Genomic DNA, 25,714 nt, shown 5'->3' with positions numbered 1-25,714 from the left:
TATTCTTTTTCCCGCTTTTTTCTTGCTCTTCACAAACCTAAATTCTAAGTATCCAAGACACGCGAAATAGACTGCCAAAGTGATATCATTCGTGAGCGCAAATATCTTAGACAGCGTATAATTATAATGGTTATAGCAATCATAAAAGCATGTACTGGCAAAAACCCCTTTCTTAAGTCTGCATACGATTTCTCAATATTTTCAATTATTATTCCCTTATTACAATTATATAAAAATATAGAATACATAATACCTAACGAAACTGCTTGTAGCATATAAAAAAACCTTGCTGTAGTAAATAATCTCAGCTCAACTATTCTTGGGATTATATATGCTGGAAAAAATAAAATATTCGCAGGTAGAAAGAAAATGAGAATCTTTAAATAAATATCATCCTTTTTCGTTCCTAGTCTTCTAATAAATAAAATTTTCGATATCCACGCTAATAACAAAGATAGAGATAAGACAATCAAGGCTGAATATAGATATGTAATAGAGCTTTTCTTTAAGGGCAAAACATGAGAATCTTTAAATAAGATAAATATCTGATCATTAGTATTGCGATGGTAATTCCCCATTTTTATTGTTACGCAATCACGAACATCTTGCAGGAATGATATTTTGAGTAAATTCTTTCCGACATTTACTATATCTGCTGGGATAAGAACATAATCAATAGGTTTCGTATAATATTCTTTCACGAAAAGATTATTTAATTTTCTAAAGTGTTTTTGTGTTTTATACGGGGTTAAAACTTTATTATTAAAAACAATTGTTTTTTTTGCAGATGAAGAAACTATTTTCAGAAGCAGGGTTTCTTTATAACGAATTATGTAGGTTAGGTTAATGTATTCTGAATTATGTAATTTAATACTATTCTTATAGCAGAACAGATCTTTCCTATAAGAGTCTTGAATTACGATGTGGTTATATAAAAAACCTATAACAAAACCTAATAAAACAATGAAAATTATATATCTAATTTTTTGTTTCACTGTTTTTAACTCACCTCCTACCCCTTCTCTTGACAGAGAAGGGAAAACATCTATATGTCAAATAAATTAAACAACAAAGTAACGTTAGCCCAGATATTCCAAGTCCAAGATAAAATAAACTTTGAGGCCAGAAATATATTGTCAAAACAAAATCCTCTCCTAATCCCAGTTTTCTTGGCTCTATATACCAACCATTGGCATAAGTATTAACCAGTTGATGTGACGCTTCTAATGGTTTTTCAAATAAAAAGTTTATATCCTGAGGAATAAACTTTACAAGTTTCTTTGCTTCTTTTACTCCTAATTCCGGATAATCCGCCACAATTTCATCAAATAAATTTTTGATTTTTGATTTTTGATTTTTGATTTTATAAAGTTTCCACTGCTTATGAAAACTCTCACTAAACACCATCCAAAAAGCAGATTTTGCTCCTTTAACCTTTACCAAATATTTTACAGGATTTATCTTTTTAAACGTAATCTCTGGTCCATTTCTGCCCTCTGTCCTCTGTCCTCCGCCCTCTGGTTCTATTATCACCCATTCAACATCTAAAGTTTCATTTTCAAATTTTTCATACTTATGCTCTCCCACTGAAAATGCGAATTTCTTTAGCAAAATATTGTTTTCTAAATCTTTGAAATTTTTCCAACTTACAAAATCATTTAAGTGGAAAATTTGATTATCTATTTTTACAAGAGGTGGATTTACTATTGATAACAAAGATAAAAAATTTTCTTTTCCCTGCTCTGTTTTTAAAGAATAAGGAAATTTCTCGTATAACTGGAGATTAGCCAACTGAAATCGACGCCACTTATTTTTTCGAGAAACATTTTCATCAAGTTCTTTCTGCTCAAGTATAATAATTAAATCTTCAACTTCATATCCTTTAGGGATTATCCTTTTAAGATTGACTTCTATCTTTTGGGTTTCTCTAAGTTTTGTATACCGGCTTGCAGGAATACCAATTGTCCTTCTTTTATTCTCCTTATTTATTGAAATTGCAAGTTTAATATCCTGAAATTCCGGATCCTCTAATTCATAATTAAATGAAAAATAATGGAAATTTCTTATCTCTAGCGGAACTTGAATCTTTATCTTCCCGGTTCTCTTTTTTTTGTGATCCTTCTCTACAGGTTCATCCTCAACGCAAACAGAGATATTAATTGTATCATCCTTTTCTATAATGCTGGATTTAGCATTCACTTCTTGAAATTTCAATTGAGCTCTCTGATACTTTTTTTCCACTACGGCCAATGAATTCTCGTTAAATAAACTTATATCTTTTATCCTAAAAATCCCTGCTTCTGCTTTTTCTTTCTCATTCTTTTTTTTATCCTCAGGCAAAATCTGAAAGCAGATTTCTTTTAATACAAATTTATTGAACTTTTTCCATTTAGTTTTTGCCAATTCAAAAATATTATATTCACACACACTCACATCTTCGAATTTCAGACAACTATCAATAATATTATCTCCTGTATAATCAATTCCGAGGTATATAAGTAACTTACTTGATCCCTTGTTCTCAAATTCTGCTTCCAGCTTAAAAGCAGGAAATTCTTCTAAATCCGCCTCTATATCTTTGGTGAATAATACGGGAGTTCCTTGAAGTATAATATCTGGAAAATCTTCGTGAGGCATATGTTGTGCTCCAGAATCAAGAAGGGAAGTGTCAGATAGTATCTTTGGTCTTATGTAAACGCGGGATTCTACTGCCTTTGGCTTTAGTTTTACCTTTAACTCATAATTTTTAATGGTTTCTGGCACATAGAATTCCCCATCTTTTGTAAATATGTACGCTATCTCAGGTTCAGAGCTCTTCATTCTCTGCCAAACTTCTGCCTCTGACTTTCCCTTAATTAACTTCAGCGCCAAATCCTGCCGGGTACTATCACAAAATACTATATTATCGACTTTATTGAGTAGATTGGATAACTTTTCTGATACTTGTTCACTAAAAATTAAAACTGGCTTACCATCTAAATACTTAGTATAAGTAAAAACAATCAAGTCACTATTGCCTTCAACTAATGTCGACTCAGAAAAAGAACTTGTAGTAAGGCAAAATAAAAGACAAACACCTATTATTAAAGCCAATAATCCTTGTTTATCTCTCATAAAGAAATCGCACATTTTTAATTACGTTACCTTAATTTTTCATACAGCATTCAATAACTTTTCGGGATTTTTGCATAGGTCAAAGAAATCCTGAGGCACGCCTATATCTACGAAGAACCCTTTTGTTATCATACCATATAATCCTTGATTGATAAGGGCAGGTAAAACATCATGTTCCAAAGAAACTTTACCCATAGGAATGCAATTAATAATCTTACGAGTGAAGACGTACACTCCTCCATTAATAAATCTGCCCACATCAGAATCTTTTTCAACAAACTTAATTACCTCGTTTTTACTATTAATTTCTACCTTACCATAACGGCTTAAATCATCAACACAGGTTATACCTATAGTAGCTACTGCTTTTTGTTTCCGATGAAAACTAATAATCCGATTGAAATCCAAATCAAGAAAAGAATCTCCATTCATTACCAAAAACTCATCATCATCTATTAATTCAACCGCCTTCTTGATAGCTCCCCCTGTTCCTAAGGGCTTATTTTCCTCAGAATATATAATATGCACATCCCACTGTTTGCCATTACCGAAATAAGATTTAATTTTTCCTTTTAGATATCCTACCCCAAGTATTATTTCGTTAATTCCCCATTTTTTAAGCTGTAATACTAAGTATTCAAGGAAAGGTCTTCCGGTTATCGGAGCCATTGGTTTTGGTAAATTCTTAACGGTTCCACGTAAACGCAAACCAAATCCGCCTGCCAAAATAATAGCTTTCATTATTCTATCTTTATTTATCTAATAGATTTGGGATATAGCGGGGTTTGTTGCAATTGCTACTAAAGACGCAGTAGCAAGAGTAGAAATTTCACCGTTAAATATTGCCTTCATGATAGAATGCTCAGAAATAAACACAATTTCAGGTTCCTCCATATCATCAATTACCGGCTCAGAAATCTTTTCTAGTTCTTTTGCAATAAAAAAGTGAGCTCTTCCGCATCCTTTATTTCCATTCACTAAAAATGACCCAACATATTTCCATCTACCTGCCTGGTAACCTGTTTCTTCAAGCAGTTCTCTTTTTGCAGTTTCAATAGCCCTTTCCCCTTTTTCCAGAGCTCCTGCTGGCAAAACAAGTGTTATTTTCCCAAGACCATGTTTATATTGTCGTTCAAAGAGAACCTTTCCATCCTTTCTCTGAGCATAAATCATTGCATATTCAGGAAGTGCAATCCGATAATAATCCTCAACGATTCTCCCACTGGGAAGTTTTATCGTATCTTCATAAACTTTAATCCAGGGAGAAACTGCAAACAACTCTTTAGTAGACAATAGTTGCCATGGTTGTACTTTTTTAGACGTCCTAGCCATTTTTTGATAAAAATTTTCCTATTGTATTAATAATGTAATCGCATTTCTCTTTATCTAAATCCTGATGGACTCCTATATGAATCCCATGTTCTCCTATGTACTCAGCATTTGGAAAATCTCCTTCTTTATAACCCAAGAATTTAAAGCCAAGACATTGCGTGGGCATAGAAGAGAACAAGCTTCTTGTATCAATCTCATTTTTTTCTAGAAAAGTTACAAGCTGATTACGGGTAAATTTTACACCCTCTTGAATAATCATGGGAAAAGCGTGTGGCCCTATCTCCTCATAAGATTCCTTTTCTATTGTTGCCATATAGGGTTCAAAATTTTTGAATTTTTTTATAAGATAATAAAGATTTTCTCTTCTTCTGCTAAGAATATCATTATATATATCCAGGTTCCCGATCCCTATTGCTGCCTCCATCTCATTCATCTTAGATGAAAAACCGACTCGTTCAAATATAAATCTAATATCTGCATTATCTTTATACTTAAACCTCTTTGGACAATAAGCAGATGCAGTATTAAGCACACAGCTTTCACACTTACATGCTCTCCCATGACTTCTTAATGACCTTATTGTTTCAGCAAAGTTCTGATTATCTGTAGTAATAATGCCTCCTTCTACAGTACTGATTATGTGCGCAACATAAAGACTATATGCAGCCATATCCCCTATAGTGCCTATATTTTTGTTCTTATAGACTGCTCCGTGCGCCTCTGCTGCATCTTCAATTACATAGAGATTGTGTTTTTTTGCAATACTATTTATGGTATCCATATCTGCAGGCTTCCCCATTAAATGAACAGGCAAAATCGCTTTGGTCTTTTTTGTAATAACGCCTTCAATCTTAGAACAGTCAATATTTAAAGTTTTTTTATTAATATCCACAAAAACAGGAGTAAACCCAGCATGCAACACAGCATTGCCTGTTGCTACAAACGATAGGGCTGGAACTATGATCTCGTCTCCCCGTCTTGCGCCAAATTCATATAACACTGCCAATGCTAACACAAGAGCATCAGTTCCACTGCTAACCGCAATCGCTTCTTTTGTGCCTATAAGTTTTGCGAATTTTTTTTCGAATTCTCTTACGTGCTTCCCACTGGATAATCTATTTGATTTGAGAATTTCTTTTATTAATTCTCTGGATTTTTTCGTTATAGAAATTGTTCCAAAAGGAATTTTCACTTATTACACTCCGCTTTCACTATAATAAATAATCTGGCTTCCTGTTTTATCAAAACGAAAAGGCACGTGCAATAAAGGACTTAATGCTTTCTTTACTCTATCTCTTTTCTCAGGCCTCACAAAAAACAAAATAAAGCCCCCACTACCAGCGCCTAAAATCTTCCCACCAGTTGCACCAGCCTTAATTGCGCTCTCATAAATATTGTCTATGTTCCTGTTTGATACTTTACTAGACAAACTTTTCTTAATTTTCCAGCTTTCATCAAGCAATTTGCCAAATTCAACAAGGTCATAGTTTCCATTTAAGATATCTATAGCGTTATTAACCATATCATGCAATATATTAAGTTCCTTCTTTTTATTTGGGATTTGAGATATTTTATCTCCTGCTACATCTGAAGCTATCCTTGTAAAACCAGTAAAAAATAGCATTAAACAATCCTGCAATTCCTGCAACCTCGGCTCTCTTATAGTTATGGGTCTGACTTCAATATCATGATTACCGGAAAATTCAATCTTATTTAGGCCTCCAAACGCTACACTCACCTGGTCTTGTGAACCTACATTTTCTTTTATCATCTCCTGCTCAATATGAATAGCTTCAAGAGACAAGCGTTTTTTTGTAACCATTTCCCCTTTTAAAGCATATAGAGCATGCAATAACCCTACAGTAAAAGACGAACTCGATCCTAGACCGGATCGCGCGGGGAGGTCCCCGTCATGATGTATCTCTAATCCATCCTTAATATCCATAAATCTAAATGCCTCTCTAACGGCAGGGTGCACAATTTCATCTATTTCGTTAACATGTTCGTACTTTGAATAGACAATTCTGTGCTTGTATTCAAAGAAAGGAGGGAGTCGCCGACAAGTTATATAACAATATTTATCTATAGTTGTTGAAAGAACTGCTCCGCTATTCTCTCTATACCAGACAGGATAATCAGTTCCACCTCCAAAAAAAGAGATTCGAAATGGAGTTCTGCTAATAATCATTATTTTGTCAGTTTGTTTACCTAGTTAGATCTTTTTTACCCATTTTAAAATTATTTTAGCAACAGTCTCTGTATCCAATCCACACTCAAGATTTATGTCATCTCTATTGCCATAAGCATAATAATATTTATCCGGAACCCCAATACGTTTAATTGGAATACTTATCCCATTGTCAGTTAAATTTTCCACAACAGCAGACCCCATTCCCCCAGCAAGAAAATGTTCTTCCAATGTTACTATTCGATGCGCGTTTTTTATGTATTTTATGAGTAATTTTGTATTAATAGGCTTTATTCTATATAAATCGATAATCCCTGCATCTATAGAATGTTCTGATAGCTTTTTAACAACTTTAAATGCTTGATCAACCATATTCCCGGTTGCAATTATATACAGGTCTTTGCCTGTTTTAAGCATTGCTAATCCATTGGAGAAATTTTCGCTTTTATCATAAACTTCAGGCACTAATCCTCTATCTAACCTGATGTAGCATGGAGTTGACATGTTATATGATATCTCCGTAAACTTTTCTACCATCCGGTTACTAGACGAATTTAGTATCGTCATATTTGGAAGCGCACGCAAAGCAGAGATATCCTCTGTAGAATGATGGGTAGGTCCTGAATCAGGATAACCAAAGCCTGAACCAACACCTATAGTGGTCACACCAATATTCATAAGAGAAAAATCAACTTTTATAAATTCATAACATCGCAATGAAGCAAACGGCATGATGGCGTAAGTATAAACATTTTTGCCAGTTAGAGCTAAACCTGTCGCAACAGTCACCATATTTTGTTCAGCTATACCAACATTGATAAATTGAGAAGGTAAGTCCCTTCTAAACTTATCAAGACTTGGAGCTCCCATATCAGCACTAACAACAATAACATTTCTATCATTCTTAGCAATTTCATATAATTTATTAAAAAATGCATCCCTCATCGTAATACTTGCCATTTTTTTACTCTCCTCTTTTACTTAACTCAATTTTTGCTCTTTTAGCGTCTTTGCCTTTGGGAGCTACAGAATGCCATAACGGTTGATCTTCCATAAAACTTATTCCCTTACCTTTCACCGTGTTTGCAATAATCATTAATGGCTTATGGAGTCTCCTTGAACGAAATCCATCAAGAGCACTAAAGATTTCCTGAAAACTATGCCCATTAATACTAACTACCTCAAAACCAAATGCTTTCCATTTTTCATCCATAGGATCGAGACGAACGCAATTTTCTGTAAAGTCCGTAGCGCAAAGCCAATTTCTGTCAACTATGGTAATTAAATTATTTAGTTGGTGATGACCTGCAAACATGGCAGACTCCCATATTGAGCCTTCATGGCATTCTCCATCTCCCAAAAGAACAAAAGTCAGATAATGCTTTCTATCCATTCTTGCCGCAAGTGCCATACCTGCCCCAATCCCTAAACCATGACCCAGGGAACCAGCAGTAATTTCTACTCCGGCAACATCGCACTGCATATGAACTCCAACAGCACCATTTGCCTGGCCAAACTTAGCCAGTTTAGTTTTTGGGAAAAACCCGACATCAGCCAATATTGTATACAAAATAGGACTTGCTTGTCCCTTGCTCAGGACAAATCTATCCCGATCACACCACTCAGGATTAGAAGCATCATAATTAAGTATTCCTCCATAATAAAGCGCTACAAGAATTTCTGCGCACGAAAGTGAAGATGTAACATGTCCAGTACCCGCCTTAATACACATATCCAAAACTTGATTGCAGATGTAATGGGCTTTATCTTCCAATTTTCTAAAATCTTTTAACATAAATTCTCCTCCAATAATTTTCTTTTTAATTTTATTTGCGTCATCTTTTGTATATGAGATTCTACTTTTTGTCCAAACTTATCTTTTGCATGTTTCAAATACCTTGGATTTTCAAAGTATCTTAAATATGCTTCATCTCTGAACTTTAATACGTCTTTCGCTGGGAGATATTTGGTAGGCAAAGGTTGAGTTTCATAACTGTGCTGAGAAAATGCTCCCCATGATTTTGGTAAATAACCGTTCTTATTAGATGCCCATTCATACAATGCTGAACCTGGATAAGCCATTACGCTATAGAAATTGGCAAATTCGCAATTTAATTCCATCGCCAGTTGAAGTGTTTCTTCCATTGTTTCCAGATTGTCATCAGGCAAACCAAACATATAATTGCCGAGAACATTTATATTATTACTCTGTATCATTCTAACCACTTCTTTTATATCTTTTTTTATCTTTTTGTTTACCCCTGCTCTCACCTTTTCATTTGCAGATTCTATTCCAAGGCATATCCAATTCACTCCTGCCTTTTTCAATTTCCCGAGAAGTTTCTCCTGAATAGTATCAACTCTCCCATACGCAAAAAGATTCAAGTCGTAACTTCTTTCAATGAGCATATCACAAAATCTCTCCATTCTTTTAGAAGATAATATAAGAAGTTCATCATCAAATCTTATGCTCTTTACTTTATATCTGTTGACAAGTGTATCAATCCATAAAAAAACCCTATCTAACGACCAGTATCTTATGCGAGGTTTCCCAAATATCGCATTTATGCAGCAATAGTTACATGAGTAGGGACATCCCAAAGATGTGTTCATTGCGATATAAGGCGTTCTGACATCTAAAAAATCATCCTGCCTGCTTTTTTCAAATTCTTGAAAACAGTGCCAATTATGGGCTCTGTAATTATTTATTTCAGGTAACAAATCCCATGCATAATTATCCAGCTCATCATCCAAGTTTTCAACAACAGGTGGCGGTGTTGTGAAAGATGTTAGGTTCCCATTTTTGCACCATAATCCCTTTATCTTCTTAATATCTCTCTTCCCTTTTGTCCAGTCTGCTAATCCTTTTATTGTATATACTCCTTCTCCCTGTATCACAAAATCAATATCTTCTTCTCCAAGCGTCCTTTCAGGTAAAGCAGAAGGGTGCGTTCCTCCCATTGCAACCGGAATATCCCTGTTATATATTTTTATGTCTCTTGCTATTTGGCCTGCAGACGGTATTGTTTGCGTAGAAGCAGACGGATGATGACCATAAACCATCATAACAACTAAATTAGGATTATATCCGGCTATTATCTCTTTCACTTTGCCATTATCCCAGCCTTCAACATTTACATCATAAATTGCAGCGCTGTACCCCTCCTTGCGGATATAATTAGCTAATAAAGATGTCCAGACAGGTGGAGCAATTGCTGTGAATTCTTTTGATAAACCTTGATATGTTTTTTTATGATTACCGGGATTTATAAATAAAACATCTGTTGAACTTTTCATATCACTCTCACATCTTTAATTCTACTGAACATAAGTGCCAGTAAATCTACCTAAATATTGGAAAACTGATTTTTTTGGATAATCTGGTATCCTTTTATTAATTCTGTTATCCCATCTTGCAGAGATACATCAGGCCTGAATCCTGTCTTCTCAATTTTTTCATTGCTTACGATATAATCCCTCTTATCCGGATCCTCTCCAATTTCTGCTTCAATAAAAACAAATTCCGGAATTTGTTTTTTAATCTCTTCACATAACTCCCACTTATCTAAGTTAGCATTACTTAAGCCAACATTATAGGGTTCATTTTTCATTCGCTCAAAATTACTCAAAGAGTAAATAAACGCCTTGGACACGTCGCGAACATGAATATAGTTTCGCTTAAAATGCGCCTCAAAAAGAACAATAAAATGATCTGTTACTGCACGGTAAGTAAAATCATTAACTAAAAGGTCAAGTCGCATACGAGGGCTAATTCCGAAAGCTGTTGCAAGTCTTAAGGTAATAGTATTGCCTGAGTCTAATAAGTTTTTCTCTGTTTCCACTTTTAGTTTTCCATATAAAGAGACAGGGCTTAAAGGAGTTTTTTCAGTACAATAAACATCTTTTTGTCCTATTCCATAACCACTGTTAGTAGTAGGATAAACAATTATTTGCTCTTTACTGCGCAATTTCAATATCATCTTTACAGCATCTACAATTACCAGTCTAGCCTCAGACGGATACTTTTTACAAAGAGGCGCCCCTGTAAAACAGGCTAATGGAATAATTACATCCGCTTTTTTCAAACATTTAGCAATTAAACTTTTGTCACGTGCATCTCCACGAATCAAAGTAAACTTTTCATCACAACAACAATTCAGTAAAGATGCTTGATTGTACATAAAGTTATCTACGGCAATTACGCTGTGCTCGTTCTTTAACAACTCAGGAACTAATACAGAGCCTATATATCCTGCAGCTCCAGTAACTAATATTTTCATTTTATGCCCTTTTTATACCACTCATAGGTTCTCTTGAGTCCTTCCTCAAGGTTAACATTCGCCTTCCAACCTAAGCTTTTGATTTTACTATTATCTAAAAGTTTTTTCAACATACCATCAGGTTTTGATCTGTCAAAAGTTATCTCTCCTTCAAATCTGACAATATCTTTTATAAGCAGAGTTAAATCTTTAACAGATATATCCTCTCCACATCCAACATTGATAACATCTTCATCGCAGTTATGCATCAAAAAAAGACAAGCCTCAGCAACCTCTTCCACGTATACGAATTCTCTACGCGGTTTTCCCGAGCCCCAGATTGTAACTGAAGGTAAATTTTTTACTTTGGCTTCATGAAACTTAGCTATTAAAGCAGGAATTACATGAGAATTATCAGGGTCAAAATTATCATTGGGACCGTAAATAGTGGCAGGAATTCCACATATAAAATTTGTGCTATACTGTTTATTATAAGCCTCGCATAGCTTTATTCCTGCAATTTTTGCAACAGCATATGGCTCATTCGTTGGCTCTAAATATCCTGAAAGCAAGTATTCCTCCTTCATCGGTTGGGAACACTCACGTGGATAGGCACACGCACTTCCAAAAAACAAAAGTTTTTTAACTCCATACTTATATGATAAATGAATTACATTGGTCTGAATTGTAAGATTGTCATAGATGAATTGAGCTGGATAGTCTATGTTAGCCTTAATCCCCCCAACCTTCGCTGCAGCTAAAATAACGCATTCTGGTCTTTCTGCTTTGAAAAAATTCTCAACATCTGATTGCTGTAACAAATCAAGTTCTTGATGAGTCTTTGTTACTATATTTCTATATCTTTCTTTCTTAAATGCCGTTACAACTGCTGATCCTACCAAGCCGGTATGACCTGCAATATAAATTTTTGTATCTTTATCCATACAGCTTTAAACTTTCAATTCTCAATCAATCCTTTAATATCAATTTCAGGCAAAGAATTAATATACTTAACAATATTCCGTCTGTACTGCTCTTGCTCATCATAAATTGTGAATACCGCATTAATAAATGCCTCTTTTGTTGGTTCTATAACAATCCCTAATTCGTTATTCCTAATAACTGGGACAAAAGCTCCTGCCCCTTCTGTAACTATCACGGGTAATAAATACTGAAGATAGTGAATCAATTTCCCGGAAATGGTATAAGCAGAATAACTATTATTGCTCGTTATCAAACTGATCCCACAAAAGCAATCAGATAATGTTTCTACTAATTTATCCGTATCAACAAAACCGAGAAATTGGAGATATTTATTAACATTATACTTAATGGATGTTTTTTTGATATAATTATAATACTGCCGTTGAGGTCCAATAATTTTTAAAATAAATTTCTGTTTCCTTCTTATATCAGCCAAAGATTTAATCGCTATATCCAGACCAGAATCTTCTCTCACGTCTCCAATAAAACAAAAGGTTTTTCTCTGTTTATTATTATAAGAATCTCTTGTTTTAATCTGCATTTTATAGACATATAATTTTTCTTTTTTTGCTATTTCCCTACCCCAAAATTCATGTCTCGCTTTGGCTATTTCTTCTGTATGATTTAAAACTACATCATTGAATTTACATGCTAAATAATCAACAATCGGGAAAATAAAATTATTGCCCACATAACTCAAAACTTTTTGCCTGTTACTTCCAACCGCAACCCAATCTCCTGCACCATATATAGATTTGCTGCATAAACCTAATCTACGCAGAAATCCTACGATTAATGCAACATAAGAATTCTCTATCCAGCATACTTTTGGTCTATATTTATAGCACAACACAAAAAAAAGTTTGAAGATTATGAATATGTGCACTACTAACAATAATGGCGAAAGGTAATAGTTTAACTTATGGTTCTTAGTTTTAAAAAATCTTATGGTTTTATTTTTAAGACTAATGTTTGAAGGTTTGTGATGAACCGTTATTTCATCAAAGTCGAATATTAACAAAACAGAGTTTTTACTATAACGAAGAATATCTTCAATAAAGGAATCGGTATCATAGGATTGCGTTTTATATGCTAAAATGTCTATCCTGCTCATATGTAAAATCTTTTATAATTCAATTAGAATTACCTGAAGTGTAAATACGCGGCAAAAAATAATCTTCATTATTGTAAAGAGTTATGTTTTCCCATTTTTTTGATGCCATGGATTTATCAAATATTGTTTTTAATTCCGGAATGCTTTCCTTTTCCATGATTCCAAACCATGGTATAAGATCTTCATTAATCATTATTTTCCCGATATTATATATTCCCAAAAGTTTTGCATACTTAGCTGAAGAGATATTATTGTATAGTACACCTATTCCGTTATAAGGCGCAATAAAAGGCTTATTAGTATTCATGAGAACAGGATCTAATCCGGTGTATTTCTTGCCGTTATAGTTAGGCAGACATACCTGATAGTTTCCAACACCAGGTAAACTAAAAATTCTATACTGGAAATTATCCTTATTAACTGATTCTCTAAACTGCCTGTATCCATTTTTATCTTTATACTTTCTCGAACCATATCCCAAAGAGCCAAGATTATAATCGGGGATAATATTCCCTGTAAGAACAGGTACACTGCAAACGATTAAGTAAACTGTAAATATACACAGGATTGGTTTATAGTACTTATGAGCCTTAATACCGTTCATAATCAATAACAGCAACACAGATAAAATAAATATATAGAGGAGTCCAAATTTTTCCACAGGAGATTTAAAGATATAAAAAAATGGGAGATGTTTGAACATTAAATCGTAAATAAAACCAAACGGACTTGCATTCCCTTTTACAAAAAATAATACAAGTAATAATGTGCTAAAAATTGCTAGATTTAATGAATTTCTCGTTTTTTTACTTTTAACCATCAGCACGAAATAAATTATCATAAAAATAGGGACAAGAGTAATTAATCTCGCAAGCATGGTACTATACCACCACGTAAAGAAGTCCCATGAAGGGTTAATTCCAATCATTGTTGTAATAGAAAACATCCTGGCAAGGATAGGCCTATGCCCGCTTACTGTTGTGTTTAACCAAGAGTGCGCCCACGAGGCTGAATATATTTCTTTCGCGGTTGCTACTGCCCCAACAAAAAGGTTCAAAATCCACCAAAGATTGAATGCAATAAATGATACAATTACAATGCTATATTTTTTGAGTATTTCTAAAAGGATAAATTTTTTATTACGATAATAAGACACCATAACCATGGAAAACACAACTGAAATGTGTATTATTACCAGTATTGGGGGATTGCTATAAGTAAAGGAAAAACACGCTGATATAAGTCCAAAGAAAAAGAATAATTTAAAATTGCTATGATAGTACTTCAAGATAACCCATAAAAACATGGGCATTACAGTCACACCAAAAACATTCCATTGATTTATGCAAGTCAGATAATAAAGTACAAAAGGATTAAAAACATAAAAGAGCGCTATAGCAAACGAGGTAAAAGGAGTTGCTTTTATTGCCTTACATACTAAATACATGGCTAAAAAGGGAAAGAAATAAATTGAAAATATTAAAACAAAATTCGTGATAGGTATACTTCCTGTCAACTTTTCAATTAAGCAAAGCAAAAGAATATTAAGACCTGTCCCGCTCGGAGACATATTTTGTAAACCAACGCCATAGACGGGAAACCACATAAAAGTAAATTTGCTTAAATGAGCGGAAAAATCCAAAACATAGTCGCCTTCCATACCTAATATAATTGTATTGTTTATATAATAAGGGGCTAACGCGAGTGCTAGTAAAACTATGTATAATATTAAAAAGAAAATATATTGATTAGGTTTTATATTCATTCAGAATCTTTCCCCTTTTTATTCCTCTCGGCTATTTTTATACATATACCGCATAAAACTTCTGGAACTAGGTCTAACTTATCGTTATAATCACAAACAGCTGTTCCCATATCTTTTGGTTTTAACTCCTTCTGCCTAAAAAACAAAATAAATTCTTTTAGGCTTAACGGTGAATTTCTGCCAAGCCACCTAACGATTCTAAAACGGCTTATTCGATAAATAAATTTTGCTCTTGGATTTTTAATCAATTTTAGGCTTCGATCAGGATTATAAAAACAGACCTTTTTGACTTCTCTGAAATACTTGCTCAATAAACCATAGAATTGATGGGGCATGTATTCTCTAACGTGAAATGGATAAAACGGATCATTATATATCTTTTCACCCGGAGGAACCATTGCAAGTTTATTAGGTGTTGTACAAATAAAAATCCCATTGTTTTTCAATAGCCTATGTACCTCGCTTAAGAATTTTTCATCATTTTTCATATGCTCAATAGACTGCGACGATATAATAACATCAAATGAATTAGATTGGAATTTTAAATCATCACCTGACATTCTATAAAAAGTCATATTTTTTTCGGAAAATAGTTTATTTGCTTTGTCTACAACTCCTTGATCAACATCTATGCCAGCCACATGTTTAGCCACATCACTGAGATACAGATCTACATAACCTTCACCGCAGCCAATATCTAATACGTCTTTATTTTTGACATATTCTATACAAAGTTTATACGTTTCTTTCATAAGCGAGGGTAATGATTCAAATGAATCTGAAATAGGTCTTTCTCCTGTATTCATCTCAGCCCTTTCTTATAAGCTAACATTCTTATTCATATAACAACGCCTTGGTTGTTTTTTTATAAAAAGTCTTTATGAAAATTTTTAACCCCGATGATATAAGTCTTATCGTATACATCAGACTTTCTACAGACCGTATTTTTCTCAATAAATGCGCTGGTTTAACGATATAGGTTATTAAGCGATAAATAAGAAATCTTCTATAAGCTTTTTCTTGGATCCGTTTTAGTTCTTCGGGGCTGAAATTCTTCGTAGGCGTACCTCCGTCGTTGACTATCTTGTTCATTTCCTCGTATTTTTTTTCATCAAAGACGTTATCCTTAAAGATATGATCGAAATTAAGTAAGCCTTCTTTTTTGAAACAGTTGTAAACATCAGAAGTAACTAAAGGAGCAAGTAGATAAAATGTTGCAAAATCTGTTCCTGACTTTTGCGCAAATTTTATAGTATCCTCCATTGCTTTCCCCGTTTCATATGGAAACCCCAATATGTTTGTACAGATCGTCCACATACCTATTTTATTTGCGTACTCAATTATCTCCTTTGCTTGAGAAAGCGGAAAGGATTTACCTAAAAATTTCCTTGTTTCAGGATTACCTGATTCAATACCAAAGGTAATTCGATAACAACCTGATTTATACATTTTTTTTAAAATTGGTTTGTCTAGTGTCCAATGCGCAATCCCGTTAGGCGTTGTCCATCTTATATTCAATTTTCTATTTATAATTTCGTCACATATACTGCTCCATCTTTTTTTATCAATAGAGGCGCTATCGTCTAAAAATAAAATTTCCTTGACCCCGTAATTCTTATAAAGTAATTCCATCTCATCAACTGTCTTTTTTGCGCTTTTAGCTCTCCATGTTCTCCCCCAAACTGCTTTAACTGTACAATATATACAATTGCCAGGACATCCACGGCTGGAGATGATTCCAATAGCAGGATATCTCATCAAAAATGGCGTTGTATAAGCAACATTAGCGTATTGTTCGACATCTAAAAGCGAATAATCATTAGGCAGCTCATCCAGATCTTTAATTAATTCTCTATCTTTGGTCTTTAGAATACTTCCATCGGAATTATAGGCAAGTCCGCTTATATTTTTAAACCCATTGTTATTGGAAAGAATTTCATCGCATAATTCATGGAATGTTATTTCTCCCTCGCCCCTTACTACAAAATCAACGGTTGGTTCTTTTAACACCATATCGTAAAAAGCAGTAGCATGATTACCGCCCAGTACAACTTTTATAAAAGGATCTATTTTTTTTATTAATCTGGTTATTGATATGATATCAATATAATGCCTTGAATACACACATCCCAGACCTATTATCTTTGGAGCCTCATTTTTTATTATAGATATTATTTCTTCATCGCTAATTCCGCATCTTATCCTGTCATTTTTTACAATAATTTTATCGAAATCAAAGATTCCTAATTCGTATATTTTACAACTTATGTCTTTGTCTTTTAAATATGAGCCAAGACATAATAGATTTATTGGCAGCGTCGCCAATATCCTATCTGGAGATTTTGCATCTGAAGTAAAATACTGATTAAAAAGTAATACTTCCGCCATTGTTTTAAAGTTTTAGCTTTGGATTATATCCCAAAATTTTCATGGCTTTCTCAGAAGAAAAGCACATATCGCCTTGGGAATTCTGCGATATTAAGTTAATAATCGGCGTTACTGATACGAATCGCCGAAATCGAGAAATGACTTTAAAAGGATAAATCGGAATTCGAAAAGCAAACACTTTTTTACTCACTCGTTGAGAAGCAGCGCGCAAATAATTCTCTGCCGTGATATTCTCTCCTCCTAAAATATATTCTTCCCCGGCTTGACCAACTATCGCCGCCTGAATTATGCCCTCAACCAAATCATCAACAACGACATAATTAAAAATTCTGTCTTTAGAACCAATGAGACTAATCAAACCTCCTGGAATTCCTCCGCCTACCCTTCTCCACAAAAAATTTTGCCATCCTGTAGATTGAACCGGCGCTGAGGAAGAAAAATCCTTTAAATCTATAACTGCCGTTGGATAAACAATAACAACGGGTAAAACTTTCTTCATCTGACGGACGAGCGCTAATGCTTCTATCTTTGTCTGAAGATAATTGTCACATGTACAGGAGATTTTTTGAATCCATTTCTCATCTCTTTCAAGCTTTCCTGTTGCCTGAAAGGCCATCGCCGTGGAAACATATACAACCCTCTCAATACCTGAATTTATTGAAGAATTTAAAATTGTTTTTGTTCCTTCAACATTAATTCGTCGAAACATGTCTTTTCTTTTATCGTTAATATTCTGGTAAACAGCCAGATGGAACAAATAATCACATCCTTCAAGCCCTTTTCGAACAGTCTCTTCATCAAGAATATCTCCCTTAATAATTTGGATGTTATCAATCCCATCCCAAGGATAATCTTGCCTTCTTGATAATACTTTTACACAAAAACCAAGTGATGCTAAGCGAGCAACTAAAGAGTGCCCGATCTTTCCTGTTCCACCAGTAACAAAAACAGTTTTTTTATTCATAGCCATTTACATTCCTTAGTCCTCAATGGCCTGGGAAGTTCAAAATAAGAATTGCATTCTAATTTATAAGTGTTGCACTTCGCACATTCGGGAATTTGTGAGTAATCATCTTTTCGCATACTTTCCAATATCTTAAATGGCTTGCTCTTTTTGTTCATCAATATATCAAAGGGGCTTTTATTTATGATATTGCCCAGATAAAGAAAAGTTATTTTTTGGTTCCCGGAATAAAAACTAGGATCACATGGATAAATATCTCCATTAACTTTTATTGCGATTCTCCATAGAGGTTGAGTGCAGGGATATCTCACATCTGAATATTTGGACGTACATTCGCCTAAAAAGAAATTAGCCTGATTCATAATAGGGTGAACATAACACTTGTCGTTGTATCGCATTATGTTCGACCATCTCTTGACAGCTTTTTGAAATAATTTTTGATTATTGTCATAGTCAATATATTGAACGAAGACATTCGGCAGTTTTTTGCCACTTTTGTTACGCAAATTTATTAAATTTTCAATATTATGACAAACTTTATCATACCCATCCACACCCATATGTTGTTGATAACTTGAAGCGTTGATAGCATTTAAACTGACAGTAACTTCATCAATTCCCAAGGAAATAAGTTCTTTACAACAACGGTCATCAAGTGAAAGTCCATTAGTCACAAGTACGATGCCAATTTTTTTTGAAATATATTTAATGTCCTGAAACAAGTCAAATAAGCCCTTATATAAAAGCGGTTCACCTAAACCCATAGGCACAAAATAAATACGTCTTCCATCATTATGAAATTTCTTAATCTCCTCCATAACACGTTTGATAAGATCTTTTCCCATATCGCCAACATATAGCTGCCCCTTTTTAATAAGAGAGTCCCGAGTACAGATATCACACTTAGCATTACATCTGGTTGTCAACTCGCAGCTAAATCGTATCTCGTGCCTATGCAATCGAATACGAGTTAAAAATTTATATGGCAGAGAATTTAAAATCTTCTCTTTTGCAGCAGGAGATAAAAACCTGCGTATTTTCCCTATCATCTTTTATTGCTCACTAAATCTCCGATTACATCTTTGCCATCTACAGTAATTTTTGGCGATAAGAAAACTCCATCTAAATGACAGCCTTCTACATTACCGCCAAAATATGTGTCATTTCCAAAACCGATATGAGCTGTCCCTGTTTTTTTCTCATCTTCCAGCACTGACCGCCCTATAATAGCATAACTATTAGTACCAATTCCTACTTCTGCAACATTACGCAAGTACTCATCATTTTCAAATAATTTCTCGAAATTTTCTCTAGACTTGCCCTCAACTTTCACTACCCGGCCTTTATCTACGAAAACTTTTAGCGGTTTTTTCTCTAATCTGCCAAGTACATCAAAGCTAATATCGAAAACTATTTCTCCATAGGTCTCGCCTTCTGTTACTCCTAAAGAAATTTCGCCTGCCGGTAAATTCCCGCCAGACCCGGGCTTATCATAACACCCAGTCTCATCAAATACATCTCTAATTACTGCTGAAAGATTCGTACCTTGGTCTGTTTTTATGGTCAAAGAAGCTCCGAGCTTAAAGCTTTTCTTATAATCCGCTGTAAAAAGCCTGATGTCTTCATAATTAGCACATAACGCACCTTCCTTCATCATTTCCAATGTCAAATTATAACATTCCACTACCCGTTTTTTGCTCCGGTACTTGGCCTTTCTTCTCGCTGGAACCTGGTACCAGGACTGGCTGGCTGCCAGAATTATTACATCAAAATCTTCGATTAGCTGACAAACGTTCTCGGGAAAATCATGTTGAAGTTCCAGGGGTAGAGTTTCTACATTGACTTTTGAACATTTATCATAAAATACCCTTCTTATTACCTGGATTGCATCACTCTCCGCAAGCTCGTCCGTCAGTATAAGAACGCTTTCTTCTTTTCTTACTCCAATAGTTTTCAGAAAATTATAAGCTCCAGGGTATTTTCCTTTCATTGTTATCTCCGACGCTCTAAAAGCCTTTCAATAGAAATATTTTTATTGCGTAATTTGTCATAGGTTTTACCAATGGTAAAAATAGGAAGAATATCTATATGTATTAACCGCCCCGCTTTAAATTCCTCTATGAACTGTTCAAAGACCAAAGAGCCTTCCAGCCAGATTGCTGCCATAGCGCAAACTTCTGCCCCTGCCTTTTTTGCCAGTTCTATAAGTCCGAGCATGGTACTGCATGTGGAGATAACGTCATCAAATAGCACTATCTTTTTACCTCTAATGCGGGCAATGTTGAAATCATCTAAGTACAGAAGCTCTTTTTTTGCGGATGTTATTGATTTTATTTCCGTGGAAATGTAATTCTTGTCATACGGCTTGATGCTTTTCCTGGCGATGGCAAAATTTTTGTGACCCAAATTTCTAGCAACTTCATAAGCTGCGCCCAGAGATTTAGCTTCTGCTGTTAAAATACAATCTGCTTTAAACTTAGATATTTTTTCTGCCAGCTTTCTCCCAATTTTTTGAGTAAACTCTATATCTGTGCCGAAAGAGATATGCTCATTTCCAACAATCCAGGTCTCAGGAGCAACTTTATATAATGGACATAATCGCTTTAATCCATCTATATTTACTTCGTAATGCTTTTCATTTTTATATCGTCTTATTTTAATTAGTTTTTTCATCCAGCCAATTAAGCTCCATTCTGCAATTTAGACATAAAACTCGCCAGTAAGAGAAATAGTGTGTCAGCTTTTTCTTTTCCGATTTGATATATCTCTTCTAAATTAACAGGGTTGAAGCTATCCGGATTGGAAAGGTCACTGATGCAAACGATACCTAAAACGTCCATGCCATATCTGCGAGCTTCCAGAACTTCCGGCACCAGAGACCAACCAACAGCATCTGCACCCAGAAGTTTTAACATTTTTAATTCAGATCGGGTTTCAAAATTAGGACCAGTTAGATAGGCCAATACTCCCTTATGCAAGGTAATACCCAATTCAGAAGCGGACCTTTCTAACAGCCTGATTAAATGCGAAGAATATGCTTCATACATATCTGTAAATTGACCGGATGTTCTCCCTGAATCCCAAATCAAAGGGTTGACACCGGATACATTTAGGTGATCTTTGACAAGCATAAAATCACCTATGTTAAAATTCTCGTTAATACCGCCGGATAAGTTAGTGGTTATTAATTTTTTTACTCCTAATTCGGCTGCCACGCGCACGGGATAAGTAGTAAAACTAATTTCATAACCTTCGTAAACATGATACCTGCCCTGCATCACTAATACATCCCTGCCGTTTATTTTCCCGGCTATAAGATTACCGCTATGAGTAGGTGCACTTGTCTTCTTGAAATGAGGTATATCCTGATAAGGTATTTCGACTCTTATTTTCATCTTATCTGCTACTTTCGCAAAACCGGATCCCAATATTATAAGGATTTCCGGCACAGTCTTTATTCTATCTCTAAGAAAATTCAGGGTTTTCGTCATACTCATCCTATTTTAAACTTCCATGTGTTTTGAAATATGGATGTTCATCTATCCGTACAGGCTGTTTCATGTTTTTTATAGGATTAAGGAATTTCCCAATAAATTCCTTATCATAACTTCGCAAGCATAATGTTTTACTATGCACATTTTCGTTATAAAATTTTAACATGCGGTTCCAGATGATTGATAGAGATTCTTCGCGAAGATTACCAAACGAGATAGGATTAAAGGTACATGGCAGTACATCACCATACGGCGTAATATATATCTTCTCAATAAAAGCCGGACAGCCCGGCTTTAAGCTGAGATTTGCGCTGAAGTCTATTTTAATCTTACCATGTTTTTTGATTAAGCTGATTACTTTTATTGCGTTTTTTCCAGATAGAAACATTGAATCATTGCCTGCCCATTTTCCGATACTACCGCAATGGGCAATACAAAGAAAAATCGATTTGCTTTGCGCAAACTGAATCAGTTCATAGACTTTTTTAAAATTAAAATCTCCAAGTGTAAGACTAATACCAAACTTGACTTTTTCTTCCTTAGCCCACTGAATTGCATTCATAACTACCTGAAAATGACCCTCATGCCCACGAATTTTATCATTCTCCTCTGCAGAAATGCTTTCCAGACTAACAACAATACTGTCAATACCAATGGATGAATAATATTTTATTTTCTCACGAGTTAAATTAATTCCATTGGTTATTAAATTAACAATTTTATTTTTTGGCTTTAATGCGATAATTACATCGTCAATATCTTTACGAATGAGCGGTTCTCCTCCAGTGACATTTACAGAAATACATCCGAGTTTGTCAAGCTCCCTGCCAAGAGATTTATATTCAGAAACACTCATTCGGTTTTTCTCTTTTTCGCAATTGTAGAATTTTGCGCAAGAGCACATTATACAATTGGAATTACACATGAATGTTGTAGCAATCTCTGCTACTCTTAAATGGGGCTTTTTAAGAACAGCTCTATCGAACACGCCCCGCACAGCTCTGGGTAGCACTCCAAGTTTTCTTAGAGACAAAAAATCTATATATCCTAGAATAATTTCAAACATAATATTTACTTAAAAACATCAAGAGATTCTGGAGGCGTATTCTTTTTTTCAATTATTTTCCTGAAGAATTCGGGCTTTAAACTTGCAATCTTTGCTGCAATTAATTTCCATAGTGGCCCTACGAAAACCATTTCTTTTGGATTCTCAATTACTGACAGAACGCTCTGAGCTATAAGGTCTGGAGATATTATATCTTTAAATTTTCTAAAACTTTCAAAATTTGGGCTTTTCAAAAAATCAGTATCGACTGGACCTGGAAATAATATTGAGGAAATCTTTACATTTGTCTTCTCTAACTCATAACCAAGACTTACTGAATAAGCCAGGAGAGCTGCCTTGCTTGCACAATATGCTCCCTGATATGGAGCAGTATATATTCCTGCAATCGCACTAATATTTATTATATGCCCACTGTCGGCTTGCATCATACCAGGCAACAGAAGGCGCATAAGAATAACAGCTGCTGTGTAATTAACGTTCATTACATCAAGCTCTGAATCAAGCGAAATATCCTGCCAAAAACCACGAGCAGCTATTCCTGCATTATTAATTAAAAAATCAGGTTCACCAAATTTATTTTTAAATTCAAGCACTGCATCTTCTATGGCTTTTCGATCCCTCAAATCTGTATTTAATATCAAAGCTTCGCCACCAGCTGAATTCACACAATTGGATACCTCTTTAAGTTTATCTTCAGAACGAGCTATCAAACCAATTTTCATATTGTAACCGCTGAATAGTAGGGCTATAGCCCTACCAATTCCCTTCGATGCGCCAGTAATCAGCACAGTCTTATTTCGTAGTTTATCTATCAAAACTCCACCTGACATTGAACTTTTTCCCCTTCAAAATTGTAACAAATTTCCATCGGATCACTATTGTTATCATCATCTCTGCTTAGAATAAAAGGAATAGATCTATATAATAACCCCAACTTAAACATATTCTCATCGCTTATATTAAATTGAAAAACTTTTTTTAACACATATCCTTTATAACATTCGTTATTCTCTCTGATTTTCATCACCTCAACTTCTAGATACTGTTGTGATTTTAAAGAAGGAGCCTTAACGTACATAGCGACACCACGCCCAAATGGACAATTTACAATAACATGTTCATCATGCCCCACCCAATTAAGCCAGCCGCCTTTCGAAAGGGTAATTATATAAGGATAGATACTATGAAAAGCAAGAGGACAAATATTATCGGGTAATATATCGCCCAATACGAATTCTTTACCACCGCAAACCAAATTCAACTTTATCTCATTACAGAATTTACAAATATTTTTAAAATCTTGCATAAAACCTCCGATTACAACAACATCATTTATCTTCTTTAATAGTTACATTATATGTTACGCCGACACAATCAGGACAGTGCACTTTAATTGAGTGTAGCAAACCATTATTTTTCTTGGTATTTCTCATACGCCTTAAATATGGATATATAGTTGCAAACCCAGCAGGACACAATTCATCTTGCTTATCTACATTAAAGTAAAAGGTATCTCCCATGTGATATCCTTTTGGACAATCGGAACCTGTTTCAATAATCTCAATAGCAACTTTTCTAAAAGGACCATCCAATGGCCTATATATAACTTTACATAATTCTTCAACAAGCTCCTTAACCATGCGTATCGGCGGGATAAAAATATCTTCTACTCTAATCAATACTTTTATGCCGTTTGCTGCAGGACACCGAACAGTCATACTCCGCACTCCTTTTCCCCTTAACCATCCGCGCGTAGGCTTTCCGCTGTAAAGCACAGCCAGGCATCTTGGATAAGCTGTGTAAAAAAGTTCGCGGCATAAACCAGCAGGAGCAACCGCTGATGACGAATATACCTCTCCTATTTTCTTATGATATTTGCACTTTGTCTCTATATCAACAACTTCCACTGTGTACTTTATATCATCTATACAATATTTACAGTTCATGACTTTAATTCCTTTAAATTTATAGCGCAAAATTTGTTATGGCGTTGAACAAAGCGCTGGGATTAAGACCTGTAATAAGACTTTGCTCTATAGTCCCAAGCTCTTTACAAGCTACGCAGTCTAGATTTTCCAAATAATTCCAAGCTTCTTTAAATCCTACCTCATATAGATTTTTCCCATAACCCCATTTTTTTGAACAAGGGTATACATAACCGTCACTGGTAATAAAACATTGGCTTCTCCCAAGCTCACAGGGATAAAAACTGCCTTTTGGAATTTTGTGAAGGTCTTTCTTATAAATGATTGTCTGTCCTTGAAGAGGCCATTTTGATGCATATTCTACCGCCACGTCTGAACTAATTATAGGAAATCCTTTATTCCTTAAACTTTTATAACTTCTGTAGAAATTCATGGTTTCCTCTCTGGAAAGAAGAAAATCAGGATCCATCTTCTCTATTCCTGGCAGACCGTTCTCTGAATAGTTCAGTTTTATTTTCAGTCTGTTGCAAAAATCTGACAAAAACTCCAATGATTTACCCTGCATTGTCCTTTTGCATAGTGTCGCATGTACTCTTACGCTTAGACCGTTTGTTACAGCGTATTCAATCCCTTCAACGATTTTCTCAAAAGATCCTTTACCGCGACTTTTATCATTAGACTCTTTATTTCCATCCAAACTTATACAAAGATGATCTACTTTCTTTAATGCTTTTATCCTCTTCTTTACGAAAAAACCATTTGTGGTTATCTCCATAAACATTCCTTTATTACTGACATAATTAATGAATTCTTCGATATCATCTCTCATAAGAGGCTCGCCACCTAAAATGTTTATCCAGCGGCATCCAGCCTCATAAATTTGATCAATAGTGTTTTTTAACTCATCAATGGTTGGCTCGTGTACGTTTTTATCATTTAGAATATCCTTAGTGTAACAATAAAAGCATCTCAGATTGCAATATTTCGTTACCAAAAAGCTTGCTCTGACCGGAATACGCTTCTTGCTAAATTTACACTTCAACAGGCTAAACATTGCCTTACGCCCTCTAATAAGTGTCGTAAGCTTCGAACTCATATCCTTTACTCCTTTTTTACAGGTA

25 protein-coding genes are annotated in these 25,714 nt (G+C 34.7%); all 25 read right to left on the bottom strand.

Annotated features, from left to right (window positions below; all coding sequences use genetic code 11):
* Positions 1–44: 44 nt before the first annotated feature.
* Genes KKC91_03410 through KKC91_03290 form a run of 25 tightly spaced genes read right to left on the bottom strand, consistent with a single transcriptional unit; the run spans position 45 to position 25,689 of the window.
* Positions 45–995 (bottom strand): hypothetical protein, encoded by a 951-nt coding sequence (locus tag KKC91_03410; protein ID MBU0477600.1) that lies wholly within the window; start codon positions 993–995, stop codon positions 45–47.
* Positions 996–1,005: 10 nt separating this feature from the next.
* Positions 1,006–3,114 (bottom strand): hypothetical protein, encoded by a 2,109-nt coding sequence (locus tag KKC91_03405; protein MBU0477599.1) that lies wholly within the window; start codon positions 3,112–3,114, stop codon positions 1,006–1,008.
* 39 nt (positions 3,115–3,153) lie between these two features.
* Entirely contained in the window at positions 3,154–3,855 is a 702-nt protein-coding gene (locus KKC91_03400; protein ID MBU0477598.1) for a nucleotidyltransferase family protein, read from the bottom strand.
* Positions 3,856–3,873: 18 nt separating this feature from the next.
* Positions 3,874–4,446, bottom strand: a complete 573-nt coding sequence (locus KKC91_03395) for an NUDIX hydrolase (protein ID MBU0477597.1) — start codon at positions 4,444–4,446, stop codon at positions 3,874–3,876.
* A complete protein-coding gene (locus KKC91_03390) occupies positions 4,439–5,638 on the bottom strand; it encodes a DegT/DnrJ/EryC1/StrS family aminotransferase (protein ID MBU0477596.1) in 1,200 nt (399 codons plus the stop codon). The genes KKC91_03395 and KKC91_03390 overlap by 8 nt, the downstream gene beginning before the upstream one ends.
* Positions 5,639–5,641: 3 nt before the next feature.
* Positions 5,642–6,634 carry a kinase gene (locus KKC91_03385; GenBank protein ID MBU0477595.1) on the bottom strand — a complete coding sequence of 331 codons (993 nt, stop codon included), beginning with the start codon at positions 6,632–6,634 and terminating at the stop codon, positions 5,642–5,644.
* A gap of 24 nt (positions 6,635–6,658) precedes the next feature.
* Complete coding sequence (locus KKC91_03380; GenBank protein MBU0477594.1) at positions 6,659–7,594, bottom strand: 1-deoxy-D-xylulose-5-phosphate synthase; 936 nt, start codon at positions 7,592–7,594, stop codon at positions 6,659–6,661.
* 4 nt (positions 7,595–7,598) lie between these two features.
* Complete coding sequence (locus KKC91_03375; protein MBU0477593.1) at positions 7,599–8,429, bottom strand: transketolase; 831 nt, start codon at positions 8,427–8,429, stop codon at positions 7,599–7,601.
* Positions 8,423–9,931 carry a B12-binding domain-containing radical SAM protein gene (locus tag KKC91_03370; GenBank protein ID MBU0477592.1) on the bottom strand — a complete coding sequence of 503 codons (1,509 nt, stop codon included), beginning with the start codon at positions 9,929–9,931 and terminating at the stop codon, positions 8,423–8,425. Before KKC91_03370 ends, KKC91_03375 begins: the two co-directional genes overlap by 7 nt.
* Before the next feature lie 50 nt (positions 9,932–9,981).
* Positions 9,982–10,914 carry an NAD(P)-dependent oxidoreductase gene (locus tag KKC91_03365; GenBank protein ID MBU0477591.1) on the bottom strand — a complete coding sequence of 311 codons (933 nt, stop codon included), beginning with the start codon at positions 10,912–10,914 and terminating at the stop codon, positions 9,982–9,984.
* The gene (locus tag KKC91_03360) at positions 10,911–11,837 is read right to left on the bottom strand and encodes a GDP-L-fucose synthase (protein ID MBU0477590.1); all 927 of its coding nucleotides are present in this window, start codon (positions 11,835–11,837) and stop codon (positions 10,911–10,913) included. The genes KKC91_03365 and KKC91_03360 overlap by 4 nt, the downstream gene beginning before the upstream one ends.
* Positions 11,838–11,851: 14 nt before the next feature.
* On the bottom strand, positions 11,852–12,991 hold the full coding sequence (locus KKC91_03355) for a glycosyltransferase (protein ID MBU0477589.1): 1,140 nt from the start codon (positions 12,989–12,991) through the stop codon (positions 11,852–11,854).
* A gap of 19 nt (positions 12,992–13,010) precedes the next feature.
* Positions 13,011–14,756 carry a hypothetical protein gene (locus tag KKC91_03350; GenBank protein ID MBU0477588.1) on the bottom strand — a complete coding sequence of 582 codons (1,746 nt, stop codon included), beginning with the start codon at positions 14,754–14,756 and terminating at the stop codon, positions 13,011–13,013.
* Positions 14,753–15,562: a class I SAM-dependent methyltransferase gene (locus KKC91_03345; protein MBU0477587.1), complete on the bottom strand. Its 810-nt coding sequence runs from the start codon at positions 15,560–15,562 to the stop codon at positions 14,753–14,755. The genes KKC91_03350 and KKC91_03345 overlap by 4 nt, the downstream gene beginning before the upstream one ends.
* Positions 15,563–15,590: 28 nt before the next feature.
* A complete protein-coding gene (locus KKC91_03340) occupies positions 15,591–17,144 on the bottom strand; it encodes a B12-binding domain-containing radical SAM protein (GenBank protein MBU0477586.1) in 1,554 nt (517 codons plus the stop codon).
* 4 nt (positions 17,145–17,148) lie between these two features.
* Positions 17,149–18,108 carry an NAD-dependent epimerase/dehydratase family protein gene (locus KKC91_03335; GenBank protein ID MBU0477585.1) on the bottom strand — a complete coding sequence of 320 codons (960 nt, stop codon included), beginning with the start codon at positions 18,106–18,108 and terminating at the stop codon, positions 17,149–17,151.
* The gene (locus tag KKC91_03330; GenBank protein ID MBU0477584.1) at positions 18,105–19,157 is read right to left on the bottom strand and encodes a radical SAM protein; all 1,053 of its coding nucleotides are present in this window, start codon (positions 19,155–19,157) and stop codon (positions 18,105–18,107) included. Before KKC91_03330 ends, KKC91_03335 begins: the two co-directional genes overlap by 4 nt.
* Positions 19,154–20,098: an aminopeptidase gene (locus KKC91_03325; protein ID MBU0477583.1), complete on the bottom strand. Its 945-nt coding sequence runs from the start codon at positions 20,096–20,098 to the stop codon at positions 19,154–19,156. The genes KKC91_03330 and KKC91_03325 overlap by 4 nt, the downstream gene beginning before the upstream one ends.
* Before the next feature lie 2 nt (positions 20,099–20,100).
* Positions 20,101–20,781, bottom strand: coding sequence for an adenine phosphoribosyltransferase (locus KKC91_03320; GenBank protein MBU0477582.1), 681 nt, complete (start codon positions 20,779–20,781; stop codon positions 20,101–20,103).
* Positions 20,782–20,789: 8 nt separating this feature from the next.
* On the bottom strand, positions 20,790–21,599 hold the full coding sequence (locus KKC91_03315; protein MBU0477581.1) for a purine-nucleoside phosphorylase: 810 nt from the start codon (positions 21,597–21,599) through the stop codon (positions 20,790–20,792).
* 7 nt (positions 21,600–21,606) lie between these two features.
* Complete coding sequence (locus tag KKC91_03310; GenBank protein ID MBU0477580.1) at positions 21,607–22,668, bottom strand: radical SAM protein; 1,062 nt, start codon at positions 22,666–22,668, stop codon at positions 21,607–21,609.
* 5 nt (positions 22,669–22,673) lie between these two features.
* Complete coding sequence (locus KKC91_03305; protein ID MBU0477579.1) at positions 22,674–23,483, bottom strand: SDR family NAD(P)-dependent oxidoreductase; 810 nt, start codon at positions 23,481–23,483, stop codon at positions 22,674–22,676.
* Entirely contained in the window at positions 23,480–23,974 is a 495-nt protein-coding gene (locus KKC91_03300) for a hypothetical protein (GenBank protein MBU0477578.1), read from the bottom strand. Before KKC91_03300 ends, KKC91_03305 begins: the two co-directional genes overlap by 4 nt.
* Before the next feature lie 22 nt (positions 23,975–23,996).
* Entirely contained in the window at positions 23,997–24,614 is a 618-nt protein-coding gene (locus KKC91_03295) for a hypothetical protein (protein MBU0477577.1), read from the bottom strand.
* Between the two features lie 19 nt (positions 24,615–24,633).
* Positions 24,634–25,689 carry a radical SAM protein gene (locus KKC91_03290; protein MBU0477576.1) on the bottom strand — a complete coding sequence of 352 codons (1,056 nt, stop codon included), beginning with the start codon at positions 25,687–25,689 and terminating at the stop codon, positions 24,634–24,636.
* Positions 25,690–25,714 lie beyond the last annotated feature (25 nt).

It is taken from the genome of bacterium (genome assembly GCA_018812485.1).
GTDB lineage: Bacteria > JAHJDO01 > JAHJDO01 > JAHJDO01 > JAHJDO01 > JAHJDO01.
This window is presented reverse-complemented; position numbering and strand designations above follow the sequence as displayed.